The sequence below is a fragment of the Neobacillus niacini genome, assembly GCF_000759675.1.
In the GTDB taxonomy this organism is placed as follows: Bacteria; Bacillota; Bacilli; order Bacillales; family Cytobacillaceae; genus Neobacillus; species Neobacillus niacini_A.
The window spans coordinates 531039-558024 of sequence record NZ_BAWM01000020.1 but is presented as its reverse complement, the minus strand read 5'-3'; the positions used below and the strand labels follow the sequence as shown (position 1 = coordinate 558024).

General features: G+C 40.5%; 22 protein-coding genes and 1 pseudogene. 17 read left to right on the top strand and 6 right to left on the bottom strand.

Features of this window, described 5'->3' with window-relative positions; all coding sequences use genetic code 11:
• The first annotated feature begins 42 nt into the window (after positions 1-42).
• The 6 genes and pseudogenes from TR08_RS12455 to TR08_RS12430 all read left to right on the top strand — a co-directional run.
• Positions 43-630, top strand: a complete 588-nt coding sequence (locus TR08_RS12455; RefSeq protein WP_152597399.1) for a hypothetical protein — start codon at positions 43-45, stop codon at positions 628-630.
• A gap of 55 nt (positions 631-685) precedes the next feature.
• Positions 686-2197: a sulfatase family protein gene (locus TR08_RS12450; RefSeq protein WP_045518486.1), complete on the top strand. Its 1512-nt coding sequence runs from the start codon at positions 686-688 to the stop codon at positions 2195-2197.
• A gap of 111 nt (positions 2198-2308) precedes the next feature.
• On the top strand, positions 2309-4894 hold the full coding sequence (locus tag TR08_RS12445) for a beta-galactosidase (protein ID WP_045518485.1): 2586 nt from the start codon (positions 2309-2311) through the stop codon (positions 4892-4894).
• Positions 4895-4965: 71 nt separating this feature from the next.
• The gene (locus TR08_RS12440; protein ID WP_045518484.1) at positions 4966-6450 is read left to right on the top strand and encodes an arylsulfatase; all 1485 of its coding nucleotides are present in this window, start codon (positions 4966-4968) and stop codon (positions 6448-6450) included.
• A gap of 222 nt (positions 6451-6672) precedes the next feature.
• The gene (locus TR08_RS12435; protein WP_045518483.1) at positions 6673-7911 is read left to right on the top strand and encodes an anaerobic sulfatase maturase; all 1239 of its coding nucleotides are present in this window, start codon (positions 6673-6675) and stop codon (positions 7909-7911) included.
• A 31-nt stretch (positions 7912-7942) separates the two neighbouring features.
• A pseudogene (locus TR08_RS12430) lies at positions 7943-8086 on the top strand (ROK family protein); the annotation flags it as partial.
• A 73-nt stretch (positions 8087-8159) separates the two neighbouring features.
• On the opposite strand, the gene TR08_RS12425 reads toward TR08_RS12430, so the two are convergent.
• Together TR08_RS12425 and TR08_RS12420 are read right to left on the bottom strand one after the other, a co-directional pair.
• A complete protein-coding gene (locus TR08_RS12425; protein WP_045518481.1) occupies positions 8160-8702 on the bottom strand; it encodes a chromate transporter in 543 nt (180 codons plus the stop codon).
• A gap of 18 nt (positions 8703-8720) precedes the next feature.
• Positions 8721-9332 (bottom strand): chromate transporter, encoded by a 612-nt coding sequence (locus tag TR08_RS12420; RefSeq protein WP_045518480.1) that lies wholly within the window; start codon positions 9330-9332, stop codon positions 8721-8723.
• Positions 9333-9490: 158 nt separating this feature from the next.
• Here TR08_RS12420 and TR08_RS12415 point away from each other — a divergent pair, with 158 nt between their 5' ends.
• Positions 9491-10402 carry a LysR family transcriptional regulator gene (locus tag TR08_RS12415; protein WP_045518479.1) on the top strand — a complete coding sequence of 304 codons (912 nt, stop codon included), beginning with the start codon at positions 9491-9493 and terminating at the stop codon, positions 10400-10402.
• A 113-nt stretch (positions 10403-10515) separates the two neighbouring features.
• A complete protein-coding gene (locus TR08_RS12410; protein ID WP_045518478.1) occupies positions 10516-10800 on the top strand; it encodes a hypothetical protein in 285 nt (94 codons plus the stop codon).
• A 240-nt stretch (positions 10801-11040) separates the two neighbouring features.
• On the opposite strand, the gene TR08_RS12405 is transcribed toward TR08_RS12410, so the two are convergent.
• Positions 11041-12243: a CynX/NimT family MFS transporter gene (locus tag TR08_RS12405; protein WP_238579125.1), complete on the bottom strand. Its 1203-nt coding sequence runs from the start codon at positions 12241-12243 to the stop codon at positions 11041-11043.
• Between the two features lie 798 nt (positions 12244-13041).
• Here TR08_RS12405 and TR08_RS12400 point away from each other — a divergent pair.
• Entirely contained in the window at positions 13042-13545 is a 504-nt protein-coding gene (locus TR08_RS12400; protein ID WP_045518477.1) for a DoxX family membrane protein, read from the top strand.
• Positions 13546-13938: 393 nt separating this feature from the next.
• Here the strand turns inward: TR08_RS12400 and TR08_RS12395 are convergent, their stop codons facing one another.
• The 3 genes from TR08_RS12395 to TR08_RS12385 form a co-directional block, all read right to left on the bottom strand.
• The gene (locus tag TR08_RS12395; protein ID WP_045518476.1) at positions 13939-15261 is read right to left on the bottom strand and encodes a (Fe-S)-binding protein; all 1323 of its coding nucleotides are present in this window, start codon (positions 15259-15261) and stop codon (positions 13939-13941) included.
• On the bottom strand, positions 15258-16670 hold the full coding sequence (gene glcD, locus TR08_RS12390) for a glycolate oxidase subunit GlcD (protein ID WP_045518475.1): 1413 nt from the start codon (positions 16668-16670) through the stop codon (positions 15258-15260). Before glcD ends, TR08_RS12395 begins: the two co-directional genes overlap by 4 nt.
• Positions 16671-16785: 115 nt before the next feature.
• Entirely contained in the window at positions 16786-17889 is a 1104-nt protein-coding gene (locus TR08_RS12385) for a CdaR family transcriptional regulator (protein WP_045518474.1), read from the bottom strand.
• 96 nt (positions 17890-17985) lie between these two features.
• Here TR08_RS12385 and TR08_RS12380 point away from each other — a divergent pair, with 96 nt between their 5' ends.
• From TR08_RS12380 to TR08_RS12345, 8 genes are all read left to right on the top strand, one after another.
• Positions 17986-18849: a Cof-type HAD-IIB family hydrolase gene (locus tag TR08_RS12380; RefSeq protein WP_045518473.1), complete on the top strand. Its 864-nt coding sequence runs from the start codon at positions 17986-17988 to the stop codon at positions 18847-18849.
• A gap of 120 nt (positions 18850-18969) precedes the next feature.
• A complete protein-coding gene (gene murQ, locus TR08_RS12375; RefSeq protein ID WP_045518472.1) occupies positions 18970-19872 on the top strand; it encodes an N-acetylmuramic acid 6-phosphate etherase in 903 nt (300 codons plus the stop codon).
• Between the two features lie 25 nt (positions 19873-19897).
• Positions 19898-20752, top strand: a complete 855-nt coding sequence (locus TR08_RS12370) for a MurR/RpiR family transcriptional regulator (RefSeq protein ID WP_045518471.1) — start codon at positions 19898-19900, stop codon at positions 20750-20752.
• Between the two features lie 102 nt (positions 20753-20854).
• The gene (locus TR08_RS12365; protein ID WP_045518470.1) at positions 20855-22219 is read left to right on the top strand and encodes a PTS transporter subunit EIIC; all 1365 of its coding nucleotides are present in this window, start codon (positions 20855-20857) and stop codon (positions 22217-22219) included.
• Positions 22216-23223 (top strand): MupG family TIM beta-alpha barrel fold protein, encoded by a 1008-nt coding sequence (locus TR08_RS12360; RefSeq protein ID WP_045518469.1) that lies wholly within the window; start codon positions 22216-22218, stop codon positions 23221-23223. Before TR08_RS12365 ends, TR08_RS12360 begins: the two co-directional genes overlap by 4 nt.
• Positions 23224-23812: 589 nt before the next feature.
• On the top strand, positions 23813-24787 hold the full coding sequence (locus tag TR08_RS12355; protein WP_045518468.1) for an L-lactate dehydrogenase: 975 nt from the start codon (positions 23813-23815) through the stop codon (positions 24785-24787).
• 33 nt (positions 24788-24820) lie between these two features.
• A complete protein-coding gene (locus TR08_RS12350) occupies positions 24821-25834 on the top strand; it encodes a PTS transporter subunit IIC (RefSeq protein WP_045518467.1) in 1014 nt (337 codons plus the stop codon).
• Positions 25835-26324: 490 nt separating this feature from the next.
• Positions 26325-26954: an AmiS/UreI family transporter gene (locus TR08_RS12345; protein ID WP_045518466.1), complete on the top strand. Its 630-nt coding sequence runs from the start codon at positions 26325-26327 to the stop codon at positions 26952-26954.
• Positions 26955-26986 lie beyond the last annotated feature (32 nt).

Here is a 26986-nt window from a genome sequence, read left to right as displayed (position 1 = left end):
ACAGATTCAATCTGCTATCAAGGTGAAACTAAGGTGATGGAAATGACAAAAGTCCAACTAATGAAAGCGTTAGACAACATTTGGTACCATTATAAGCCTCATATCTTAATAGGAATTCTAGTTTTTGCGGCATTAATTCCCCTCATCTTTTTTGATAAAGATCAAAAATCATCCGCATTAAATGTTACCGTTATTGGAAATACAATTGGACAAAAGGAACAGCAAGCTCTTCAAAAGGAAGCATCTTCAAAAATTCTAAAGGCAGATTCGAAATCGGAAATTAAACTTAATTTTTGGCAAATAAGTGGACAAATCACCTCGTCAACGAATGTTGATTTATATCAAAAGCTTCTTGCTCAGATTACAGCAAAAAACATAGATATTATTCTTATTGATAAAAGTGACTTTTTATTAATGTCCCAACAAAGGGCTTTCATAGAATTGGATTCAATTAAGAAATCGAACAATGACAATACTTCTAATAAATATGGACTGGATATAACCGGAAATGAAATACTCCGCAATGCCGGATACGATACGGAAAATAAGATGATGGTCATTTTATCCAACACTGAAAAGGAAGAAACCGCCATTAAATTTGTTCAATGGATTGCAAATCAGAACCCATAATTTGTGAGTAGGTATGTAAGAAGGATTCGTAAAAAATAGCAAGGGAGGCAGTTCAGTGAATAGACCTAATATATTGCTGATTACAAGTGACCAGCAGCATTGGAATACAATTGGTGCCTGGAATGATGAGATTTCAACTCCTAATTTGGACCGTTTAGTCCAAGAAGGGACCACATTTTCCCGGGCGTACTGTCCAAACCCTACCTGTACACCCAGTAGATCATCCATCATTACGGGAATGTATCCTAGTCAGCATGGAGCATGGTCATTAGGTACGAAGCTAGATGAAGAAGTCCGAACCATCGGTGATGAATTAAAGGATGGAGGCTATCAGACTGCTTTAATCGGAAAGGCTCATTTCCAGCCATTAAAATCTACTGACGAATATTCTTCGTTGGAATCCTATCCTATATTGCAAGATTTAGAGTTTTGGAGAAATTTTAATGGGCCATTTTATGGCTTTGATCATGTGGAATTAGCGAGGAACCATACGAATGAAGCACATGTCGGGCAGCATTATGCTTTATGGATGGAAGAAAAGGGCTGTGAAAATTGGAGAGACTACTATTTGCCGCCGACAGGGACGATGGATCGTTCGATTCAGTATCAATGGGCGATACCCGAAGACTATCATTACAATGCTTGGATTGCCGAGCGTTCGAATGCGGCACTTGAAAACTATACAGATCGTAATGAGAATTTTTTCTTATGGGCAAGTTTTTTCGATCCTCATCCTCCTTATCTTGTTCCTGAGCCGTGGGACACAATGTACGATCCTGAAAAATTGACTGTTCCCAAGGTTGTGCCGGGAGAGCATGATCATAATCCGCCCCATTTTCAGATGACCCAAGAAAAGAATCCGGATTTTTCCGGCTATGTGGAAGAGGGAATCGGAAATATTGGATTTTCTTCACATGTAAACATTTCTGAAAAGGAAGCTAGATATAACATGGCTGTTTACTATGGGATGATTAGTATGATGGATAAGTACATTGGCAAAATTCTCGATAAATTAGATGAACTAGGGTTGGCTGAGAACACGATTGTCGTGTTTACAACAGATCACGGACATTTTTTCGGACAGCACGGACTCCATGATAAGGGCGGTTTTCATTATGAAGATTTGTTAAAGCTTCCGTTTATCGTTCGTTACCCGGGTAAAGTACCTACTGGTCAAATTTGTCACTCGATGCAATCGCTTGTGGACTTAGCTCCTACCTTTTTAAGTTTTTCAGAAATTCCAATCCCAAGAAAAATGACAGGAATGGATCAAAAAGAAGTATGGTTAGGTCAAAATGAAAAAGTAAGGGATCACGTGATATGTGAATATCGCAATCAACCAACAAAGGTTCATCAAAAAACATTTATCGGTGAACGATATAAAATCACCTTGTATTTTAACGAAACCCACGGTGAATTATTTGATTTACAAGAGGATCCCCAAGAAATTCGAAATTTATGGAATATCCCTGAGTATCGGGAACTACGAGAGCAGCTCTTATTTCAGTACATTTGGGCAGAGCTTAAAAAAGAACCGATGCCGATGCCCAGAATCACTGGGGCATAAAGAAAACTCACCGATTGGCGAGCCGTTAGGCGGTTCATGAGGCGTAGTTGCACTTATGCCTGATAGGAAAGTTATACTTTCCTATCGGCTAAAAATATTGGAGGCGATCCGATGATTACTTATGACCAAAAAAGCTGGAAGATTAATAATGAAAGAATCTTTATCTTATCCGCTGCCATTCACTATTTCCGCCTTCCAAGAGCGGAGTGGAGCGAAGTCTTAGATAAGGCGAAAGCAGGGGGATGCAATACAATCGAAACGTACATTCCATGGAATTTTCATGAAATGAATGAAGGGGAATGGGATTTCTGTGGCGACAAAGATTTAGCTCATTTTTTTCAGTTATGTGTTGATAAAGGACTGTATGTGATTGCGAGGCCAGGGCCTTATATTTGTGCGGAATGGGATTTTGGAGGATTTCCTTGGTGGCTTTCCACGAAAAAGGGGATTCAATATCGTTCGTCCGAACCTATCTTTTTACAATATGTAGATAAATATTTTGATCAGGTCATACCAATCATTGATGAATTCCAGTTGACAAAAAACGGTACCGTCATTATGGTCCAGGTAGAAAACGAATTCCAGGCTTATGGTAAACCGGATAAAGCGTATATGGAATACCTGAGGGATGGTATGATGGCAAGGGGAATTGAGGTACCATTTGTTACATGCTACGGAGCCGTTGATGGTGCTGTGGAGTTCCGCAATTTTTGGTCGCATGCCAAACACGCCGCTGAGATCTTAGATGAGCGGTTTGCCGATCAGCCGAAAGGGGTTATGGAGTTTTGGATTGGCTGGTTCGAGCAATGGGGCGGAAATAAAGCGAATCAAAAAACACCGGAGCAGCTTGAACGTGAATGTTACCAGCTGTTGAGTAATGGATTTTCTGCAATCAATTATTACATGTATTTTGGCGGCACCAATTTTGACCATTGGGGTGGCAGGACTGGTGGAGAACAGACTTTTTCCACGACATCGTATGATTATGATGTTGCGATTGATGAATATTTACAGCCAACAAGAAAGTATGAGGTATTAAAAAGGTTTCATTCATTTACTAAGTGGCTCGAACTAGTATTCACAAATGCAGAACAAACGAGTATGGAATTAAAGCTTCCTAGTTTTCTAAAGTCTCAGTTGGTTGTCAGTCCCCATGGTGAAGTGATATTTATCGAGAATCATAGACAGGAACGAGTTCAATCTCAGGTTTTACTTGATGGTGAAACGGTTCCGTTTACGATTGAGGCGAATGCGGTTTTACCGATTGTCCGCCATGTGGACGTAGGAAACAGCTTTTCCATTGTGACACTCACTGGTCAAACGACTGGGTTCGATACCGATAAGGCGGTCATTTATCATGAGGAAGGGCAGCGTTCATTTTTGAAATTACAGCTTAATAGAAAAGCTGAAGTTCATTGTCCAATGCCGAATCGCTTTGAAATCAGTGAAGATGGCATGGTTACGTTTAATTTATTCCATGGAAGCAAGCCGCAAACCGTTCAGCTTTCCTTTGAAGATGGTACCAGCTATTCGATTGAAGTGGTTTCAAGAAAATCTTTAGAAAAAGCGGTTCCTCATTTGGAAAAGAGCTCGGCAAATCATCCTTTACATTGGGAAGCGGCAGATGAAAAGCTTTGTTTTTTAAGCGGAAACGTGAAAGAGGCTGACAAACCGCTTGATTTTAGCAGCTTCGGACAGTTTAGCGGCTATTTAGGTTATGAAAGTGAATTTTATGCTGAGGAAACGAAGGATATGACCATTGTTTTTACGAGAATCGAGGATCCTGTCATGGTTTTCTGTAATGGTCAATATGTTGGCAAGCTTAGCATGATAGGGGCTGCAGCCATTGAAGTTCCTGTTAAGAAAGGGAAAAATACATTAGCATGCCTTGTCCAGAATATGGGGCGATATAATTTCTCCCAAGCGCTTGGCGAACCAAAAGGGATGAGTGAAGCGCCTGCTCTTAATGGAAAGTATGTATCATTACGGGAAGGATGGCAGGTGGAAGGGTGTGGTAAACCTCATCATTTATCCAGCATCCCAGTAATTGATGGGCGAATTGGTTTTTTGAAATCCTTCTTCAATGACGGCTATAACCGGGCGATTATTGTTGGTGAGGGAGTTTCACGAGTTCAGGTGAATGGAAGGTCCGTAAAAATGTTGATGGAAAGTCAAACGGCGTGGTCAAGAGGCAGTGCTGTCTATGGGATTGCCGATATCAGCGATGCCTTAAAGCAGGGGGAGAACATAATCGATTTAGATGCTCAGCATCTTTCTAGTATTCGCCGGTTTGATCTTTATTTATTTAATGAAGAGGAGCAAATTAGCAACTGGAAAACAAAATCATTTGCCCAGCTTCAAGAAGAAAAAGAATGGGCGGCCGCTAATCAACGGAATCAACAAACGATTTCTCCACGTTGGTATAAAAGTCGTTTTACCTGGGACCAAGAAAACGGCACCATTGTAAAGATTCGGTTTGATCATATGAGTAAAGGGTGTTTTTGGGTAAATGGCCAATGTTTAGGACGGTACTGGAACATTGGACCACAAGAGGAATATAAGATTCCAGCAACCTTGCTAACTAAACAGAATGAAATTGTCATTTTTGATGAAGAAGGTCTGAATCCAGAACATGTGGTTATTCATTCTTACATTCCATTGGTAAAGTCAGAAAAAAAAGAGTTTGTCACTAATTGACTATTAAGGCAAGAAGCGATCAACATAATGAATCGATTTGACAAACCATGAAAGCTGGTGGCATAAAATTTATGAAACCGAATGTATTGTTAATTATGGTTGATCAAATGCGCGGTGATTGTTTGAGCGTGTTAGATCATCCCGTCGTCGACACACCCAATCTTGACCAACTTGCCCGAAATGGGGTTCTTTTTAAAAATACCTATACGGCAACGCCCTCTTGCGTTCCCGCTCGAGCGGCGGTTTTAACCGGAATGTCTCAGACGGGCACTGGGCGAGTCGGCTACCAGGATAAGGTACCATGGAATTATGAACACACGTTAGCAGGAGAATTGACAAAAGCTGGGTATCATACACAAGCCGTTGGGAAAATGCATGTCTATCCTGCAAGAAATTTAGTTGGTTTCCATAATATTGTTTTACACGATGGGTATTTGCATTATAATCGCTTTAAACATAGTAATCTCGAGACAGAATCATTTAACTACGGTGGCGATGATTATGTTCCATGGTTGAAGCAGCAGGCTGGGGCGCAAGCGGATCTGATTGATTTAGGTCTTGATTGTAACGCATCTACAGTGGCGAGACCTTGGCATCTGCCGGAAGCGATGCACCCGACCAACTGGGTGGTCACGCAGTCCATTGATTTTTTAAGAAGACGTGATCCATCGAAGCCGTTTTTCTTAAAAATGTCTTTTGTCAGGCCTCATCCGCCGTTTGATCCGCCACAGGTGTTTTTTGATATGTATAAGGATTTGGAGCTCCCCGATCCGCCAGTGGGAGATTGGGCGGAAACAGAGGATGAGGATAAAAGCGGCTTCAATCCTGTTACCTCTACAGGAATCGTACCGAAGAATCGCTTGAAGCGTGCCCAAGCCGCCTATTATGCACTAATTACACATATCGACTATCAGATTGGCAGATTTTTAATGGCCATGGAGGAACATGGAGTATTAAACAATACAGTGATTCTATTTTGTTCTGACCACGGAGAATTGCTAGGGGATCACCATTTATTCCGTAAATCCTTGGCATACGAAGGAAGCGCAAAGGTTCCGTTTATTCTAGCTGATCCTGGGAATCTGTTAAAGCTTAAGAAAAATCGGATTGTCGATGAAGTAATTGAGCTAAGAGACATCATGCCAACTTTACTAGATGCCGCTAATGTTGAAATTCCCGCAAGTGTTGAGGGACGTAGTGTGGTCCCGCTTTGTCAAGGTGCTCCGGTTGTTTGGCGTGATTATATTCATGGGGAGCATACATTTGGCCTACAATCACATCACTATTTAACAGATGGGAAGGAGAAATATATTTGGTATTCACAAACGGGAGAAGAGCAGCTGTTCAATCTTGAACAGGATCCCAAAGAATTGACCAACCTCGCCCACAAAATGGAATATGCTCATCGATTACGCTATTGGAGAGAGCGGCTTATCGAAGAGTTACACGGACGGGAAGAAGGGTTTACAGATGGGAATAGACTTATTATTGGCAGAAAAACAAAGGCCTGTTTAGATCATTTGTTGTCTGTACCCCCGAAGGCATTATCCAAGTAAAAGGAAATGGTCAACATCACTTGAGAATATTTAACTTGTTGGGTTGACACAACAAGTGGTGGTGATATAATTTAATTAAGGAAATATAAGGTGCGAGGAAATTTCTGTCTCTATGTCAATATTTAAACTCATAGATTTTTGTCTATGAGTTTTTTTAAAAGATAATTTGTACCAACAACCCGTCTACATAGAGCTTTATTTTTCAAAAGGAGAAGATTGAATATGGTGCAAGGGTGTTTAACTTCCGAGAAGAATGGTCAGATCGGCGTGATGTGGAAAACGGTATCCGAGGCTTGTAATCTCGCATGCGATTATTGCTACTATAGCGGCTGCGGCGGGCAGCTTGGGAAAATAGACAAAATTGATTCGGACGTTCTCGAGAAATTTATCAAAGAATACATGTCACTTTCCAATGGTGTTGCATCTTTTGCTTGGCAAGGGGGAGAGCCGCTGCTTGCCGGTTTGGACTTTTTTCAACAGGTTGTATTTCTCCAAGCAAAGTATGCACCTAAAAATACCATCATTAGTAACGTTTTACAAACCAATGCGACACTTATTACGGAGGATTGGGCGAGGTTCTTTAAACAATACAATTTTTTAATTGGTGTCAGCCTCGATGGTCCGAAGGAAATCAATGATGCCAGAAGGGTCACTGGTCATGGAATGGGCAGCTATGACCGAGTCATGCGTGGAATCAATATATTACGAAAATACAAGGTAGAGTTTAATATTCTCACTGTCGTTCATGAGAACAATGTTGAACGGGCAAAAGAACTGATGAAGTTTTATCAGAATGAAGGTTTTTCTCATGTTCAGTTTATTCCATGCATGGATTTTCGGGCCCAAGAACCGAATAAGCCAGGGCGATATTTGATTACACCAGAGCAATATGGCCAGTTTTTATGTGAGGCCTTTGACATTTGGTATAACGATGGAAATCCGACGATTTCTCTTAGGTTTTTTGATAATATGCTGAGTGTTTATTTACATCAGGAGGCTGAATTGTGTGTTCACCGCCAATCATGCCCGAAAACGCTTATCCTTGAACAAAACGGAGATGCCTATCCTTGTGATTTTTATATCAATGATGAATATAAGCTTGGGAATGTTGGTAAAGATGCCCTTTCTGATCTATTAAATAGTCCGATATATTCTGAGTTTCTTAGTTTAAAGCCAAACTTGCCTGATAAGTGTAAGAGTTGTAAGTATTTGAAGTTATGCCATGGGGGCTGCCCGAGAAATCGGCAAATGGATGATACCATCCATCCAGATTATTTTTGCGAGAGTTATCTTCAAATCTATAATTATGCACATGAACGAATGGAAAGGCTCGCAGAAAATATAAAACGACAATGGCTGAGCAATCATCAGAAAGCAGGACATAGAAAGCCTGAAAGGAACGATTATTGCCTTTGTGGCAGTGGGAAAAAGTTTAAGAAGTGCTGTGAATCACTTATTTAGACGAAACATTAATAAGTAGAGGTGCAAAAAAATGAAAAAGGCAATCGGGCTTGATATCGGTGGGACAAAGATTGCAGCGGGAATCATTTCGGAATCGGGAGAATTGCTTCACCGTAAGGAAGTGAAAAGTGATCCCTCCGACGGCGAAAGCATGTTTAATCAAGTAGTAATAGCCTCGTATCATATTAAGCTAGTAATAGGGCCGGTTTCATCATGAACCCGGCCTTTCGCTATTAAAATAAGTATTTTCAAGAATAGAGAGTTACCCCCAACAGTCCGGAAAGTACAATCACGTAGATGGGATTCCAACGAAGTTTTAAAAAGGCAAATAAGGATAGTGCAAAGATGAGCCATAAGCTTATGGAACGAAAAGAGATATCGAAGGCAACAAGGTGATTGGATTGGGCAAAACTTATCGCTGCAAAGATAATTAAACTAGTAACAAGCGGCTTTAACCCATAAAATATGGCTTCTACCAAGGGATTGTGATGCCATTTTATAAAAAAGGTAGCTACCGTCAGGACTAAAATCACAGAGGGAAGCAAGATGGCAACAGCAGATAGAATGGCGCCACTGATTCCAGCTGTTGAATAACCTACTAGAATGGCACTATTGGCAGCAATAGGACCTGGGGACATACCGGCAATTGCGATCATATTGGTTAACTGTTCGGAGGACATCCAGCCGTATTTCGTAACCGCTGCATCGATGAAGGGCATCATCGCGTAGCCTCCTCCAAAGGAGAGAAACCCCATGGAAAAAAATGTGTGGAATAGCTCCCATAGCACCATGCTTACCCCTCCTTGTTCTTAGATTCCAGCCCCCATAAAATAATCAGGGTTCGCGGCAGGATCATTTTTCTTTTTTTGTTGGTAGCCCATTTTCTTCTTAATAAAGACGACTAATACACCGGTTAAGGCTCCGAGCAGGATTGAAACGATCGGATGGACGAAAAACAGTGCTGGAACCCCTGCAAGCATGATGCAGAAGGTGGTTTTGTCGACGATGGCAGTTTTGGCGATTTTGATGGCTGCATAGACGATAATCGCTACAATGGTGACCCTTATTGATACAAAGGCCGCTTCTAGCTTTGGATGATCATGAATGAAAAGGTAGGAAGCTCCTAAAGCGAGAACGATTAAAAAAGTGGGAACTGAAACCCCCATCATTGCGGCTAGTGCTCCTTTAACTCCTCCAATTCTATGACCAATAAAGGTGGCCGAGTTAATTGCAACCGCTCCGGGTATCGACTGCGATAAAGCAAACACATCAGCCACTTCCTCGCTGTCTAGCCATTTTCGTTTTTCTACAATTTCTTTTTCGATGAGAGGGATCATGGCAAAGCCCCCTCCAAACGTAACAGGGCTTATTTTGAAAAAGGTCCAAAAGATTTGAAACAGCGTTTTCCAAAGTTCCTTCATTGTTATCCCTCCTTCTGCAGGAATATGAATCTATATACTAAGTTATCAGACCAGGCTCGAAGGGTAAATTGCAATAAATTTATAGGCTATAACCAATACTTATAGCCTGTGGGATATAATACTAGTTAAGATAGATGTGTTGTGGAGGGTGAGTTTTCTTGAACATAGAGAGCCTGCAAATGTTTTGTTTGGTCGTAGATGAAGGAAGTATTAGTCAGGCTGCAAGATTAAGCTATGTCTCTCAGCCTGCTGTAACAAGACAGATCCACCAACTGGAAAATTTTTATGGTGCTTTGTTATTTGACCGGACGGATGGAAAGCTGAAGGTAACAGAGGCTGGAAAAATGTTATATCCGTTTGCCAAATCAATTGTTCATGATTTTCATCGTTCCAAGGAAAGCATCAAACAGGCTATGGGTGAGTATCATGCAAACCTTCATGTCGGTGCATCTTTTACGATCGGTGAGTATTTATTGCCAAGCTTGTTGGGGCGGTATAAAAAACAAACCCCCGACATAAAAGTGACCTTGACCATTAAAAATACGCCAGGCGTTTTGGAAGACTTATCTAATGATGTAATCGACATGGCCCTGGTGGAAGGGCTGGTTGAGAATAAGGAATTTATGGTTGAGAAATTCGCCGACGATGAACTCATTGTTGTTTGTTCGCCGGAACATGTGTGGGGAGAACAGATTTTTATTGAAGAGCTGATTAATGAACGGATAATCTGGCGGGAATCTGGATCTGGAACACGACTGATTGTGGAGAACTCCTTAAGAGAATACGGGATATTAGAAAAAATGGAAAGCTATATGGAATTAGGCAGTACGCAAGCGATCAAAAGTGCCGTCGAAGCAGGACTTGGAATCAGTATCCTGCCAAGACTAACTGTTGCTAGAGAACTAAAGCTTGGACTATTACGAGAAGTAGACATTGAAGGAGTAACCATTTTCAGGAACCTATGGCTAGTAAAAAAACAACAACGCTTCAATAAAATCGGCGTCTCCCAGTTCTTAGAATTCATCCAAAATGGTGCCTGTCACTCCTCGAAGTTAAAGACGAAAAAGTAAAACCAGATCAGTATGCTATTGAGTAACTTTATTCATTGAAGGGAAAGAGGAAAATGGAATATTTATGTTAAAATATACTAAAATAGGAAAATTAGTATAGGAGGAAATGAAGGATGGTCGTTGATTATTTTAGGCCGATTTTGATTGCGATAATTGTACTTTTATTGATTTTTTTGTTAGCTTCCATAATTTATAAAGGGAAACACAAATTAGTAATTGGAGCATCTATGGTTATTGTGTCCTTGATTTGTACAATATTATCTGCAAATTATATGTGGGATATAGGGATTATAGCAGATGAAAAAGGTATGGCGGGAGACCCTGTATCATTTGTTTTGTTTTTATTCATCGTAGGATTATCATTACTTAACCCTATTATTCTTACATCAAGAAAATAATAAAATATCCCCTCCTTAAACGAAGGCATAGTTGAATGACAATAATAACGCTGAAAAAACGCTTGGAGAAATCTCCAAGCGATTTTATATACTAATGGTAATCCAGTCGGCTGTTTTAATTTTTCTTAATTACAGAATAATACATATTAATCTGATTATCCAAGTGGGAATTATCGAGAATCAAGTAGTAAAAAAGACGATTCGCCTCTCAGCGAATCGTCTATTGTTATATTTGTGATTTCATACATACCTATTACGACCGGACAACATTCCAAATATCATTACGACTACAGAAACTAAAATGAGCGTAATGATTGGGATTGTCCACGAATGCGCTATATCGAATAAATAGCCCATAAACAACGGACCTACTGCTGCAAGGAGGTAACCTGTTGATTGTGTCATTCCAGATAACTCTGCTGCTTGATTTGCATTCCGAGCCCGGAGACCTATATAGCTTAGAGCTAAGGGAAAGGCTCCTCCCAATGCGAAACCGATTAAGGCAATACTTATAATTAAAATGGGATAGGACGAGCCTAACAGTAATCCACTATAACCAACAATGGAGCATATCCCTAACATGAAGGCAATCCATATTTGTGATTGAGAACGTCCTGCGAGAACAGGAATGAAGAAACTAGCGGGTAATCCTACTAATTGGGTAAAGGATAGCAGCCATCCCGCAGCTACCATACTCAATCCATGACTATGTAAGATTTCCGGTAACCAAGAAATGGTTACATAAAATAAAAAGGACTGAAACCCCATAAAAATGGCGATTTGCCAGGCAAGTGGAGTACGCCACATTGTATTAGAGGCAGCACGCTCCTTCTGTTGTATGCCGCTGGAATCCCTTGAATTATATTTTCGAAGAAGGATCCACACTAGGATTGCCACTACTACCGGTATCGTCCATACGATTTGTGCTCCTTGCCACCCCAGGTTTAAATTGATTGCTAAAGGTATGCTGATTCCTGATGCTAAGGATGCGATTAATCCCATTGATGTAGAATAAACACTAGTCATTAACCCGAATTTCTTTGGGAACTTATCCTTAACAACGGCTGGCAACAGAACATTTCCAATGGAAATACCCAATCCAGCCAAAAGTGTCCCAGTGAAAAGGAAAAAGGTCATAGGGATCGACCGTATCGTAATACCAATTAAAAGCGATGTTAAACCAATTATTAAGGTCAATTCATTTGTTAGCCGATTCGCTATTTTTGGAACAAGGGGAGACATGATGGCGAAAACCACTAAAGGTAAGCTCATCAATAAACCTGCACTCCAATGTGTAAGACCAACATCTTCCTGAATCATACCAACTAAAGGTCCCAGAGATGTAATGGCTGGGCGTAAATTAAAAGCAATAAGTACAATCCCAATAATAAATATATATATATATGTTGACTTCGTATTCGCTTTTGACTCTAATAATTCCAAAAAAGCAACTCCTCTCTGAAAAACAAACTTTCTAAAGTATAGCATAATCATTGGGAATAGGGTTAAAGGGAAATCTCAATCCTGCTGGGTAAGCTCCGATGAACATTCAAGTGGTACCAAGAGTACTCTTCCAATAAAAAAAGACCATGTTAATCGATAAAATGGTCTATTTTGCTCTGAGTTTTTAATCGCTCACTATTATTATATGATTGGTTGTAGAATAAGGGAAATATTAGGCGAATACTTTGAACGATTCTTCGACATAAAATACTCTAAAAAACAACTTGAAGTTCATTTTAATAAAGGATTTTTACCAAATTTAATCAAACGTAATTAAAAAAGGTAATTAAAAGAGGTAAATAGTACTAAGAAAATAGATAAATATAGAAAAAGTTAGTCCCTATTTATTTTTTTATCAGCGAAACATGAGAGTGTATCAGCGAAAAACTGCTATGTATCAGAGGAATAGAATTTTATCAGCAAAATATAGGCATTTATCAGCGAAACCAAATTGTAAAAGCATCAATGACAATATTTTTAGAAAAATCCTTTAAAGAGGCTTATTCGACGATTTTTCTATTATCATTAAGTGAAATGTTCTTATTCAGAAGGCGGGAAAATGACTGATTTTCAGGGTAAGCCTTGCTCTAAAATGCTGCTAATCTAGTGTGTTCATCATTCCGTCATATCATTTCAAACAAACTGTGAACTTATCACTATGCCTATGTTATTAACTATCGATATCTAATATAGTGTAAGTATCAAGAACAAGTTAAATTTTGAAAGGCGGAATGTCTTATGTTTAACAAATTTTTAAGAGAAAATAAGATTTCAGCAGCTATTCTAACTGTTATTCGATTATACCTTGGTTACTCCTGGTTCACAGCTGGTTTTCATAAAATTACAGGCGGATTCGACGCTTCAGGCTTTCTAGGAAATGTAGTGAAGAATCCAGTAAAGGGTCCAGATGGCAACATGGTTTACGGTTGGTATGTTAACTTTTTAGAAAGCTTTGCTTTACCAAACATTGATGTGTTCAACTTCATCGTTCCTTGGGGCGAAACATTAATCGGCTTAGGACTTCTATTAGGATGCTTCACAACTGCAGCTATTGTTTTTGGTCTAGTGATGAACTTCTCTTTCTTCTTAGCAGGAACAGTTTCTCATAACCCAACAGACATATTCTTAGGCTTCATTATCTTAACAGCAGGATACAACGCAGGCAGATACGGTTTAGACCGCTGGGTAGTTCCATTCATCAACAAGACAATTGGTAAAAGTAAGGCAAAATCAGCTGTATAAGTAGTTGTAACAAAAAAGACGATTCGTCCCCCTCGGATCGTCTTTTTTTCTCTATTTTAATTCTCGTTTTAGCAGGAACAGTTCATGGAACCAAAAGTCAGATTCAAAATAGCTAAAGTGGTCACAAGCAGTGACCTTGTGACCAAACGCTGTAACTGAAATCATAAAAATGGTCACAAGAAGTGACCTTGTGACCAAACGCCGTAATTGAAATCATAAAAGTGGTCACAAGAAGTGACCTTGTGACCAAACGCCGTAATTGAAATCATAAAAGTGGTCACAAGAAGTGACCTTGTGACCAAATGCTGTAACTGAAATCATAAAAGTGGTCACAAGAAGTGACCATGTGACCAAAATCTGTATTCGAAATCGTAAAAGTGGTCACAAGAAGGTTTATTTTACTGCTTCTGCCAACAAATCTACAATATGAACAGCGCGCATTTTGCTAGATAATCCTTCGCGCTCAATCCCGAGCTGCATTTGCAACAAGCACCCAGGGTTGGCTGTTACAATAGTAGTTGCATGAGTAGCTTTTGCCTGAACCATTTTATAGTCGAGCATGACCATCGACATTTCTGACTCGACGATATTATAGATTCCAGCAGAACCACAGCAGCGGTCCGCTTCTTTCATTTCTTTGTACTGTACCCCTTTTATGGAATCCAACAGTGTTCGTGGTGCTGAAGCAGTTTTCATCACATTTCGTAAATGGCAGGAGTCTTGATAGGTAATGACCTGAGCAGGGAGCTCTAATTTCACTTTTTTATGAAAAGAAACAGCCACAAGTATTTCGGAAATATCCTTTATTTTTTCCTTGAACGCTAGTGCGCGTTCGCTCCAAATTGGGTCATCCTTCAATAGGTGATCATAATCAACTAGGAAGGCGCCGCAGCCGCCAGCATTGGTAATAATAAAGTCGGCACCTAAGTCTTCGAATGCTGCAATGTTTTTCTTGGCAAGCTCTTTCGCAACGTCCTTTTCACCACTGTGACCGTGCAAAGCTCCGCAGCACGTTTGCTGCTTCGGAATCACAATCTCGCAGCCAGCTAATTGCAATAATTTCATGGTCGCATCGTTTGTTTTCAGGAACATGGTATCCATTAAACAGCCGCTGAAAAAAGCGACTTTGTGTACTTTTTCCGCAATTGCTGGCAGGTGCTCAGGCCGGTTTTTCATTTCCTTCATGGTTGGCACTTTCGGTAGTACTTTTTCCATTGTCGCTAAATTTTTGGGCAAAAGACCTAAATAGCCTGTTTTGCGCGCAAGGGTTTGAATCCCCGAACGCTGATAAAAACCAAGAAGCCCTACCATTGTGCGCATGCGATTTTGATGAGGGAATAACCCTTCAAATACCGTTTTTCTAACGGCTCTAACAGGTAAAGAGTGTTTTTTATTTTGATTGATAATATCCCTTGCCTCTTCAAGTAAGTGACCGTAATTAACGCCGGAAGGGCAGACTGGTTCGCATGCACGGCAGCCGAGGCAGAGTTCAAGTGAACGCTCAAAATCTTCATCCGGTTCAACAATTCCGTCGACGACCGCTTTCATCATTGCAATCCTTCCGCGAGGGGAGTGGGATTCCTTGTAACCTGATTCAATATAAGTTGGACAGGTCGGCAGACAGAAGCCGCAGCGCATACAGTTTAACAGCTCATCCTCGTTCATCCGCTCTTTAAATTGTTGTTGAATTTTTTCTTGTTCTAGTAAGGTTGTCATCTTGTGATCACCACGCGTTTCTTGCTGTCTTTCGCAAAAACTTTCCCTGGGTTCATGATGTTATTCGGATCGAATGCCTGCTTAATTCCCTTCATCGCAGTGATTCCTTCTTTTTTCAGCTTCCATTCCAGGTAAGGTGCCTTCATCGCGCCTACTCCGTGCTCGCCGGTAATCGTTCCGCCTAATTCAATTGCTTTTTCAAAAATTTCAGCGAACGCCTTTTCAACGCGTTCCATTTCTTCATGGTCTCTTGCGTCTGTTGCGCAGGTTGGATGGAGATTACCATCTCCAGCGTGACCAAAGGTACAAATCGTCAGTTGATATTTTTCAGTAATTTCATTAATCGCTTTTACCATATTTGCGATCTCTGAACGTGGGACAGTTGCATCCTCAAGGATGGTTGTCGGCTTTAAGCGTGCCACTGCTGAAAGGGCAGCGCGTCGTGCCGTTCTAAGCGCCATAGCTTCCTCTTCAGTTGCGGCGATTTGAATTGAAACTGCATTTTCCTGCTTACAAACTTCTGCAATTTTTTGAATATCGCGGTCGACAACCTCAGGAGGACCATCCTGCTCAATTAAAAGAACCGCTTGGACATCTGTTGGCAGTCCGATTTGAGCATAATCCTCGACTACTTTTAATGTTGCCTGATCCAGGAACTCAAGTGTGGTCGGGATGATTTTATTGGCAATAATCTTTGAAACGGACCGAGCTGCCGCGGAAAGATCCTGATAAAGAGCCAGCATCGTTTTCCGTGTTTCTGGCATCGGAATCAGTTTCAGGGTGGCTTCGGTAATCACGCAAAGTGTTCCTTCAGAGCCAACGAAAAGTCGAGTTAAATCATATCCGGCAACATCCTTTGCTAGCTTTCCGCCCGTTCTGATGATATCGCCATTAGGAAGTACGGCTTCTAACCCGATCACATAATCTCTAGTCACACCATATTTGAGGCCGCGCAAGCCGCCTGAATTCTCATTGATATTGCCGCCAATCGTCGAGATTTTCATCGAACTTGGATCAGGTGGATAAAAAAGACCTTTTTCTTCAATCGCATTAATCAAATCGAGCGTAATGACACCTGGCTGAACGGTAATAGTTAGATTTTCTTCGTCAATCTCAAGGATTTTGTTCATATGTTTAAAAAGAAGGACCACTCCGCCCTCCGTTGGGCATGTGCCTGCACAGAGATTCGTCCCTGAGCCGCGCGGAACAATTGGAACTCCGTATTGATTACAAATCTTCAAAATTTCCGAAACTTCCTCTGCATTCCGCGGACTGACCACAGCATCCGGCATCGACTGGTAGTTTGGTGTGGCATCGTAGGAATATACTAAACGTTCTATTTTAGAATCGTCGAAGTTTTCTTTGGTTACAATCGTAATTAATTTTTCCTTTACTTCATTCGAGAGCATCTTATTTCCCCCATTTACGTACTATTTTCATGCTACTTAAAGTATAAAAAAAACAGGCCTACGCCTGCTATGGATAAACATCTAAAATATTTGTTTATTATTGTTAATTTTTTGGTTATTCATCCAAAAAGAGAACGGCGAGATACAAACAGAACAAATCATGGATCGTGTTTGGATTTAAATGAGTTAGCTCCTCGATTTTTTTCAAACGATAATGGAGCGTATTGATATGAATGTGTAACGATTGAGCCGTATTTTTCAATGAATGGTTTTGCTTAAATAGTTCAACTAAAGTTTCTAAAAGGTCTTTTTCTCGTAAGAGTGGTGCAATGGTCCGTTGAATATATTCAGCTTTTATTTCTGAAGTGAGTTCCCCTGTAACCATTTCAAGGATTAATTCTTTATCAAAAATAATACTTCGATTCCGTCTAGCTAGTTTCAACGCTCGTTCGGCCTGCGTATAGGAATGGTGCAAGTTGGACGGGGCTGCACATTGACCTACTCCAGCATAGGCGGAAATCCCAAAGCTATTTTTAATATATTGAAGAAAGTGTTCTAGACGATTATTGATGGAGGTTGGTTGAACGGAATCAGAACAATCAATTAAAACAATGATTCGTTCATTTCCAGACCTTGTTAGAACATCGTTTTTATTTTGGGAAAAGGAGTTCAAAATAGAGGACCACACATCCCTTGATAACGGGTACTCCCTTTGTTCAAACTCGATAATGAGTGCGGTGCGATTAAGTTCAAGATTGATTGTCAGCGCTCGAGCTCGTTCAAGCATGTCAGAACTTGGTTCTTTTGCCTGGAGCCACTCGAGGACGAAGGTTTCCATCGCCCGGGAATGATATTCAAACTGTTCACCATAATAATTCTCACTAATTAACAGCTCGGTCATTTTGCGAATAATTTCACCAAAAGGGGTGATGGTTTCAGGGTCACCTGTAATCCCAATGACACCAATGACATCATGCTGAAAGAAAATAGGGAGATTGATTCCGGATCTTACCCCTTTTAATTGGGGGGTTTCTTTTTCGGTGATAATCAGCTTTTTCTTCTGTTTTGAAGTGAGTAAGGCTCCTTCATGGAAGGTACCGATTCTCTCTTGGTTGGTGCTTGCCATGATCATTCCATCTGTGTTCACAACAATAATTTCTTCCGATATTAATTTTTGAACTTCCTTGACGATTTTTTCAGCAAGTTCTGGTTGAAGCATGTGCGGCACCATCCTTTGAGTTCAGCCATTGATTAAAAAGATATTTTAATAAATACTATAATCATAATGAAAAAATAGTGCAAAGGGGAGAGTAAGTTGGAATATAAATTATTAGCGACGGATTTAGATGGAACATTATTAAGTGAACAAAGGGAAATTGATATCGAAAATATTCAGGCGATTCAAGAATTCCGCCAAAAAGGAGGAAGGGTGGTCATTTGCAGCGGACGTTCTCCACTATCAACGCGCTGGATTGCCAATACGATTGGCTTACAAGGAGAGCCGATCATTGCTTATAATGGGGCGATTATCCTTGACGAAAATGGTGAGATCAGCGAGCAAGCTGTTTTCGATCATGACCATCTATTAAGTTTTTGGGAATTATGTGAAGGAGAAAGCATATATGCTCATTTTTATGAAGGAGATACTCTGCTGGTTCCGTCAGAAACGAAATGGAATAAAAACTGGATTGAGAATAATATCCCGGCCCTTGAAAAAACAGGAGGAAAAGTAGAGGACCGAGAGAGCTTTCGTGGTCAATGCCAGGTCAAGATGGTAGAAGATATTTATCAATATATTAAGTCTAATCAACCCGATATCACTAAAATTGCCGTGTTTGATGAAGATGGCAAGCTCTCTGATTTTACAAAGTTGATTGGTGAACAGGTGGAGGGGATGGAAATTAGCAGCAGTTTCAATTTTCTTAATTTGGAAATTTCACCCTCAGGTGTCAGTAAGGCTTCCTCGTTATTAAAGCTCAGTGAGAAGCTCAATATCCCTATCTCTAAGATCGCGGCGATTGGAGATAATTATAATGATTCCCTCATGCTTACCGCTGCAGGACTTGGGATTGCAATGGGGAATGCACCTGATGAAGTGAAGGCGCTTGCCAATCAGGTGACGGGAAGTAATCAAGAAGCGGGGGTTGCACAGGCAATTCGACGTTATTTACTCAAGTAATGGTTTGAAATGCCATTTCATTTTTTAAATAAAAATATTGAATTATCATTTCAATAGGAATATAATGATAGTACAGTAATCGCTTACAACTTAGAAAAGACCAAGAGGAGGTCATTATATATGAAAGAAAATCTCGAATTATTAACGACCGAGTCCCGAAATGAAGATACTATGCAGATTGATACGGCTAGCCCACTCGATATATTACGAATTATGAATGAACAAGACCAATTGGTAGCATTGGCTGTCAAAGAGGTTTTACCTGATATCGAGGCAGCGGTTCAGTTTGTATTTCAATCCTTTAAAAACGGCGGCCGTTTGATTTATTTAGGTGCCGGCACAAGCGGCAGATTAGGGGTTTTGGATGCAGTTGAATGTCCGCCTACCTTCAGCACTGAACCTGAAATGGTTGTAGGCCTTATGGCCGGAGGAGAAGGCGCCTTTTTGAAAGCCGTTGAAGGAGCAGAAGATGACCCTGAACTCGGGGTTAATGACTTGAAGCAATTGGAACTGACTGAGAATGACACAGTGATTGGCATTGCGGCAAGTGGACGAACACCATACGTAATCGGCGCCCTTCGCTATGCACGAAGCATTGGAGCGAAAACAGTCGCGCTTTCGTGTAATAAAAATGCAGCCATTAGTAAAGAAGCTGACCAAGCGATTGAGGTCATTGTCGGCCCAGAGGTTCTAACTGGTTCAACCCGTTTGAAATCAGGCACAGCTCATAAAATGATTTTGAACATGATTTCCACTTCATCGATGATTCTCATTGGGAAAGCGTATGAGAATTTAATGGTCGATGTAAAGGTGAGTAACTTAAAGTTGAAGGAACGCGCAATTGGTATTATCCGCAAAATTACTGGCGTTTCCTATGAAGTTGGTTTGGAGGCATTAGAAAAATCAGATCTGCAGGTTAAAACAGCTATTGTGATGATTATGACTGAAACAACCAAGCAGGAAGCTGAAAAATTATTAGCAGCAGCAAATGGATACGTAAAAATCGCAATCCAGAAAAAATGATTGGGTTGAAAAGGTGGTCATGAGTGTGGCAGCAGGTGGATTAAAAATGCTCCAAAATATGCTAGATCAGCTTCCGGCTTCCGAGCGGAAAATTGCTCAATACATTCTTGAGAATCCACGAAGTATTTTAAACAGTACCGTCAATGATATCGGGTCCCAAGCAAAAACAAGTGGAGCTGCCGTCATTCGATTATGTAAGTCACTTGGATTAAATGGTTTTCAGGATCTAAAGGTCAGAATTGCGAGCGATTTAGTGAAGCCTGCGGAACAAGGATATCGTGACATCGAGCCTGGTGAATCCTATTATTCCATCGTCCAGAAGACAACAAGCAATAGTATTCAGAGCATCCGCGATTCCGAGGAGATTATCAATTATGAGGAGTTGGAGGGAGCGGTTCATACGCTGCTCCCTGCTCAGAATGTCCACTTTTTCGGAATTGGCGCCTCTAATATTATTGCAAAGGATGCCCAACAGAAGTTCCTTCGAATTCAAAAAAATGCAACCGCTTTTACTGATACACATCTTGTTGCTACATTGATTGCCAATGCCAATAAGGATGATGTGGTGTTTGCCATCTCTCACTCTGGTGAAACGGCAGAGGTCATTAAAGTAATGTCATTAGCGAAAGAGCGAGGTATAAAAACGATTAGTTTGACAAAATACGGTCAATCTTCCGTTGCTTCTTTAGCAGATATAAAACTGTTTACCTCTTATTCAGGGGAACCAGCTTTCCGAAGTGCGGCGACATCATCGCGACTTGCTCAGTTATACATGATGGATATTTTATTTTTATCAATGGCAACGGTTCAATATGAGCAAACGATCCGTGCGATTGATCAAACAAGAGAAGCGATTCGGTTTATAAAAGAAGGAAATTAAACTTGCGGGGGGTGATGTGAACACTATTTATACCATGTAGATTGGGAAAATAGATCACGTGATTCAAACATTACAATAAAACAGAGAGTAGGGGGCAATAACATGGCTGGAGAAAATAATAAAATTTTAGCTGAAAAGATTCTTGAACAATTAGGCGGCTCCACAAATATTGGCAATTACACACATTGTATGACTAGACTTCGTGTAACACCGAAGGATGAGTCTGTTATCAATAAGGCTGCCCTAAAGAAAATAGACGGAGTTCTTGGAGTGGTAGAGGAAGAAACCCTTCAAATTATTCTCGGACCTGGAAAAGTAAATAAAGTAACAGAAGAGTTTGGTAAATTGATAGACGCTGAAGGCGGAATCAATTTAAAAGAGAAAGCAGCTAGCACAAAAGCAGAAATCAACAAGAAGAATGCAACACCATTTAAGCTGTTTTTACGAAAAATTGCTGGTATATTCATTCCATTAATCCCAGCCCTAGTTGCGTCAGGATTAATTACAGGGATCACAAAAGCGATTATCCAAGCTGGATGGTTAGCGGGTGATTCTCAACTTGCAACTATTCTTTCTGTCATTGGCGGTGGATTATTCGGTTATCTTGGAATTTTAGTTGGTACGAATGCAGCAAAAGAATTTGGCGGTTCACCAGCACTTGGTGCGATTGCGGGTATCTTAATTATTAACCCGGCTGTTGCAGGCATTCATTTGTTTGGCGCAGATTTACTTCCTGGACGCGGTGGTTTAATTGGGGTTCTATTTGCAGCAATCTTTATGGCTTTAGTTGAAAAACGTGTACGTAAGTTTGTTCCAACGTCTCTTGATCTTTTCATCACACCAACGGTTGCTTTATTGGTTACTGGTATTGTTACTTATCTTGTATTTATGCCGCTTGGTGGATTTGTTTCAGATGTTATCACAAAAGGTTTAACTTCTTTACTTGATATGGGTGGTGTCGTTGCCGGATTTGTCCTTGGTGCAACCTTTCTTCCACTTGTTGTAACGGGTTTACATCAAGGTTTAACACCTATCCATCTTGAATTAATTAATACAATTGGTGATGACCCACTTCTTCCAATCTTAGCAATGGGTGGGGCAGGTCAAGTAGGTGCGGCGTTTGCCATCTACCTTAAAACAAAGAAAACACGCTTAAAAAGAGCAATTGGCGGTGGTCTGCCAGCAGGTATTCTTGGAATTGGTGAGCCGTTAATCTTCGGTGTTACACTTCCATTAGGTCGTCCGTTCTTAACAGCATGTTTAGGTGCCGGTATCGGCGGCGCGTTCCAAGCAGCATTTGGAATCGCAACGGTCGCAATCGGGGTATCTGGTTTACCACTTGCGTTCCTAGTTGTTGCAGGTCAAGTTGTCCTTTATTTAGTCGGGGTGTTAATTGCCTATGCAGCTGGATTCTTGTTCACGTATTTATTCGGTTTCAATGATGATATGGCTGGTGAGTTTGATTGATCGGTATTTCCTTCTATCTAAATGATCCTTTAGCAGAAGAGCGAATTGAACTGGCTGGAAAAATGGGTGTGAAGCGGGCGTTTACCTCGCTTCATATCCCAGAAGAATCTGGAGATTTAGCTAATCGTGCGATGACACTCCTTCAAAAAGCGAAGGAATGTGGGATAGAGGTTTATGCGGATGTGTCGTTAAAAACACCGGATCACTTAGGATTAGACAGCTTGTTTGCGTTAAAATCTCTTGGGGTCAGCGGCCTCAGACTCGATGACTTTTTTGAAAATGAGTTGATTTTAAATCTTGCAAAAGAGTTTAAGCTTGCGCTGAATGCCAGCATTTTGTTTGAGGATGATGTGCGTGAACTGTTGGATGGAGGGTTAAAAGCGAGTCAGCTTTTGGCTTGGCATAATTTTTATCCAAGGGTTGAGACCGGATTGTCTGATTGGTTTTTTCATTCGCAAAATGAACTTTATAAAAAGTATGGCATTCCTGTTAGTGCTTATATTCCAGGTGACGGGGAAAAACGCGGTCCGTTGTTTGAAGGGCTGCCAACCTTGGAGGAGCACCGCGAGACGAACCCATTTGTGTCGGCTTTGGAATTGTTCCACACTGGAGTGGAGGATGTCTATATCGGTGATCCAGAGGTAAGTGAGAATCTTCTAAAGAGATTAATCGACTTTGATCGTGAGCATTGTATCGAGGTTCGAATCGAAGGGTTTCAAGAGGGAGAGTTCAAGCTTCGCCCTGATTTTTCCCGTGATGTTCTACGGTTTATGGACACTAGAAGTGTGGGTCCTGTTGTTCCGGAAAATACGCCAGATCGATTATTTGGTTCTATTACCATGGATAATGACCGCTATGGGCGATACCGTGGCGAGGTCCAAATCACGCTTTGTGACTTGCCTGCCGATGAGCGGGTCAACGTGGTGGGAAGAGTTGTGGAAGACGATTTACTGCTTCTTACACTTCTCAAGCCAGGTCAAAAGGTAAAATTAGTACGAGTTTAAAAAACTGCCTCATTTGGAGGGTACTGCAAAACACTTATATTTTTTTAGAAGAAACGCCCTTCGGGGCGTTTTTTTGTTAAAAAAATGCTATTTGATTTAGTTTCTTATATTTTATTTGGATATCTTTTATCAAGAAAATATTGGTTAGTCTTATGGAGCTAATTGAGTGCTTATCTTCAACAAGCTTGGATTAATGATCTTACACAATCAGGCGCATTTCAGGAGTAAGAAATGCGCTCTTTCTTTGTTTATAGAGCCAGAAGTTGAAAAACTGGTTGTGAACAGGTACATATGCTTCCGTTTAAAAACCTTGCTGCCATTGAAGAGGCCTATCTAATAACCAAGGTGAACTAAATATGAAACGCGAAACTAATCACATTCAATTTATAGACAATTTATAGACAATTTTTGTTCATATTGTAATCGATTTCATTAATTGCATAGTTATTATGCTAGATATATAATAAGTATGTGAAAAGATTCACAAACGTAAATCGTATTAAACCAAGGTATACAATTATTTTTTTAAATCTTTGTGTGAATTATTTCACAAGTGTCCACCCACAACCTTTCTCAAGGAGATGACAACATGCAACAGCATATCAGAAAAGTTGCTATTATCGGAACAGGATTGGTAGGATCAAGTGCAGCTTATTCTATCTTAAATCAAGGAATCTGTGATGAATTAATTATGATCGATATAAACAAAGAAAGAGCAATCGGCGAATCACTTGATTTATCTCATTGCATTGACTTCACGAACTCAAGAACAAAAGTCCATGCCGGGACATACCAGGACTTAGGTGATGTGGATATCGTCGTCATCACTGCTGGCCCGCCTCCAAAACCTGGACAAACTCGTCTGGACACATTAGGAATTGGCGCAAAAATTATGGAGGATATGATCCCGCAAATCATGGCAAGTGGCTTTAATGGAATCTTCTTAATAGCTTCCAACCCGGTGGACATTATCACATACCTTGTTTGGAAAATTTCCGGTTTGCCTAGAAATCGCGTAATCGGAACGGGAACCTCCCTCGACTCTTCAAGACTGAAAACCTACTTATCTGAAATCTTGGATGTCGACCCGCGAAGCATCTATGGATACACAATGGGTGAACATGGTGATTCTCAATTCGCAGCATGGTCCCATGTATCGATTGGCGGAAAGCCGCTACTGCAAATTTTAGATGAGCGAAAAGGAGAATTCGGCCATATTGATTTAGACCAAATCGTTGAAGATGTGAAAAAAGTAGGCTTTGAAATCCTGAAGAGGAAAGGAACAACCTACTATGGAATTGGAAATGCAATCGCCTTTATCACTAAATCCATTTTCAATGACGACCACCGTATCATTGCCTTATCCTGTGTGTTGGATGGTGAATACGGTGAAAGCGAACTTTGTACAGGGGTTCCAGCAATCATCACCCGTGAAGGTATTAAAGAAATCATCGAGCTCAGGTTGACTGTGGAAGAGCAGGAGAAGTTCAGGAAGTCTACAGCGGTCCTTCGGGATTATTTGGCAAGCCTTGGGTATGAAGAGAAGATTTTAGCAACGGTTTAACACCAACAATCCTTAAGAAAGAAGGCGCTAATAATGAAAGCTTATATTATGCCACGTATTTTTAAAGCTTCCACAGGGATAGCCCAGGGTATCTTTGTTACACTAGGAATCGGCTTGTTGATTAAAAATATAGGAACAAACTTTGGGATTGATGCTCTTGTTCAAATTGGCACGATTGCCACAAGCTTAATGGCACCAGCTGTTGGTGCCGGGGTTGCCTTGATGTTGGGGGCCAACGCTCTTGTCATTTTCTCGGCGATGATAGCCGCTGCTGTTGGTGCCGGAGCACTGACTATTACCGAAGCAGGCGTTTTAATAAAAGCAGGTGAACCGATCGGCGCCTTGCTGACTGCAACAATCGCTACTTATGTCGGCAAAAGGATCAGCGGCAAAACACCTCTCGATATGATGGTCATTCCACTTGGAACGATTCTAGTTGCTGGATTTGCCGGACTGTGGCTATCTACGGTCATTGCACCAATTTTAACAACGGTTGGCGGAGTCATCAAAGCTACTACAGCTGGAAATCCGCTTCTATCTTCAATCATTTTGGCGATGGTATGGGGCTTGTTCTTAATTTCACCTGCATCTTCAGTAGCTCTTGCAATGGCACTTGATCTAACCGGTATTGCAGGTGGAGCGGCATTAGCTGGCTGCGTGGCACACTTTATAGGTTTCTCAATCATTTCTTGGAAAGATAACCAGCTTGGTGGAGTACTTGCACAAGGCGTTTGTACTCCAAAAGTTCAATTGCCGAACATCACAAAGAATCCGTATATCCTGGTACCAACGTTGATCGCAAGTGCCATTGTCGGACCAATCTCAGCATTAGTTTTCAAAATTGAAGCTGGAAAGGAAATCGCTGGTATGGGGTTAAGCTCTTTCGTAGCACCATTGCAGCTGTTAACATCTTATGACCTGGGATTCATCCTGCCAGCAATGTTGATCACTTATATTATAGTACCTGCAACAATCTCTTATGGAATCTATTACTTGCTAAAAAGATTCGGCAAAATCAAAGAAAACGATTTAAGATTGCCGAACTAATTGGAAAGTGAACCGGGCGAAACCTCGCACGGTTCTATTTTTGTGTAGTGGAGCTAAAAAACATAGATATCTTGGTGTTGAAATTGGAAAAAAAGTCGCGAAATTTCCAGTTCACATTTATTCTACAAAATTAAGGAGGTTTTTTCTTATGGTTTGAAGGAACAATACCGTTTAAATCAATAAATTGCATTTTACTTTGATAATCATCTTTCCAACCTATCATATAAATTCTTATTAGATTGTCAACAGCACCATTTGGGGCAGTTTTTTTTATTCAGCATTGGGCGCTTATGGTGGAAATGGAAAAAACTTAATTTACATTTTGTTCAAAGGTTCGTTAACATCTTTTTATTGAATATGCTATATTTGTACAGGAACAAAATAACGATGATTTTAAGATAGCAATTTCTTTTCTTTCATGAGGGGAAACTGCTTTTTCTATTTTAAAGGAGGGAAAAGTTGTGGAAAGAAGATTTTCACAGCGACTACTATGAGTTTTTTAGGTCTATTTTTATCAGGTGCTGTTCTTTTTCTAAACGGACTTATGCTTTTAGGAAAGGCAGAAGCAAAAGCTGTTGGGTATTTTAATCTTTTCGTCGGAGTTATTCAAATCATTAATCCTTTTTATTTAATCATGACGTCTAGTCAAGGTAATTGGGATCTATATAATAATGCTGCTATCTTTTTATTTGGCTTAACTTATTTATACGTTGGGGTTACCTCAGTGAAGGGGCTCGAAGGAAACGGTCTAGGCTGGTTTAGCTTATGGGTATCCATTATTGCCGTTGTGTATACGATTATCTCTCTTATTCACTTCCATGATGTTGTCAATGCATTAACATGGGGACTGTGGGCATTCTTATGGCTGCTATTCTTTTTAACAGGCTCACTTAATAAGAAAATTGATGGCTATGTAGGTATGGTAGCAATTGTACTTTCATGGGTAACACTAACCATCCCAGCAATGCTTTACTTTTTAGGTGTTTGGAATACACCAATTGTCCAACAAATCTGGACGTATGTTTTAATTCTAGCGATTGTCTTTATCGTCGTCAGTCTTTTTAGACCGAAGTTTTCATTTACGAAAGAGAAAAGTGGACAAGAAGTTCAAGCTATATAAGATATTTTTAAAGATTTTTGAGGGAATCTATT

What these genes read in the sequence shown, in the direction of transcription:
- TR08_RS12455 (WP_152597399.1), top strand. Translation starts at nt 43, where the DNA reads ATGACAAAAGTCCAACTAATGAAAGCGTTAGACAACATTTGGTACCAT.
- TR08_RS12445 (WP_045518485.1), top strand. Translation starts at nt 2,309, where the DNA reads ATGATTACTTATGACCAAAAAAGCTGGAAGATTAATAATGAAAGAATC.
- TR08_RS12440 (WP_045518484.1), top strand. Translation starts at nt 4,966, where the DNA reads ATGAAACCGAATGTATTGTTAATTATGGTTGATCAAATGCGCGGTGAT.
- TR08_RS12435 (WP_045518483.1), top strand. Translation starts at nt 6,673, where the DNA reads ATGGTGCAAGGGTGTTTAACTTCCGAGAAGAATGGTCAGATCGGCGTG.
- TR08_RS12425 (WP_045518481.1), bottom strand. Translation starts at nt 8,702, where the DNA reads ATGGTGCTATGGGAGCTATTCCACACATTTTTTTCCATGGGGTTTCTC.
- TR08_RS12420 (WP_045518480.1), bottom strand. Translation starts at nt 9,332, where the DNA reads ATGAAGGAACTTTGGAAAACGCTGTTTCAAATCTTTTGGACCTTTTTC.
- TR08_RS12410 (WP_045518478.1), top strand. Translation starts at nt 10,516, where the DNA reads ATGGTCGTTGATTATTTTAGGCCGATTTTGATTGCGATAATTGTACTT.
- TR08_RS12400 (WP_045518477.1), top strand. Translation starts at nt 13,042, where the DNA reads ATGTTTAACAAATTTTTAAGAGAAAATAAGATTTCAGCAGCTATTCTA.
- TR08_RS12395 (WP_045518476.1), bottom strand. Translation starts at nt 15,261, where the DNA reads ATGACAACCTTACTAGAACAAGAAAAAATTCAACAACAATTTAAAGAG.
- glcD (WP_045518475.1), bottom strand. Translation starts at nt 16,670, where the DNA reads ATGCTCTCGAATGAAGTAAAGGAAAAATTAATTACGATTGTAACCAAA.
- TR08_RS12385 (WP_045518474.1), bottom strand. Translation starts at nt 17,889, where the DNA reads ATGCTTCAACCAGAACTTGCTGAAAAAATCGTCAAGGAAGTTCAAAAA.
- murQ (WP_045518472.1), top strand. Translation starts at nt 18,970, where the DNA reads ATGAAAGAAAATCTCGAATTATTAACGACCGAGTCCCGAAATGAAGAT.
- TR08_RS12365 (WP_045518470.1), top strand. Translation starts at nt 20,855, where the DNA reads ATGGCTGGAGAAAATAATAAAATTTTAGCTGAAAAGATTCTTGAACAA.
- TR08_RS12355 (WP_045518468.1), top strand. Translation starts at nt 23,813, where the DNA reads ATGCAACAGCATATCAGAAAAGTTGCTATTATCGGAACAGGATTGGTA.
- TR08_RS12350 (WP_045518467.1), top strand. Translation starts at nt 24,821, where the DNA reads ATGAAAGCTTATATTATGCCACGTATTTTTAAAGCTTCCACAGGGATA.
- TR08_RS12345 (WP_045518466.1), top strand. Translation starts at nt 26,325, where the DNA reads ATGAGTTTTTTAGGTCTATTTTTATCAGGTGCTGTTCTTTTTCTAAAC.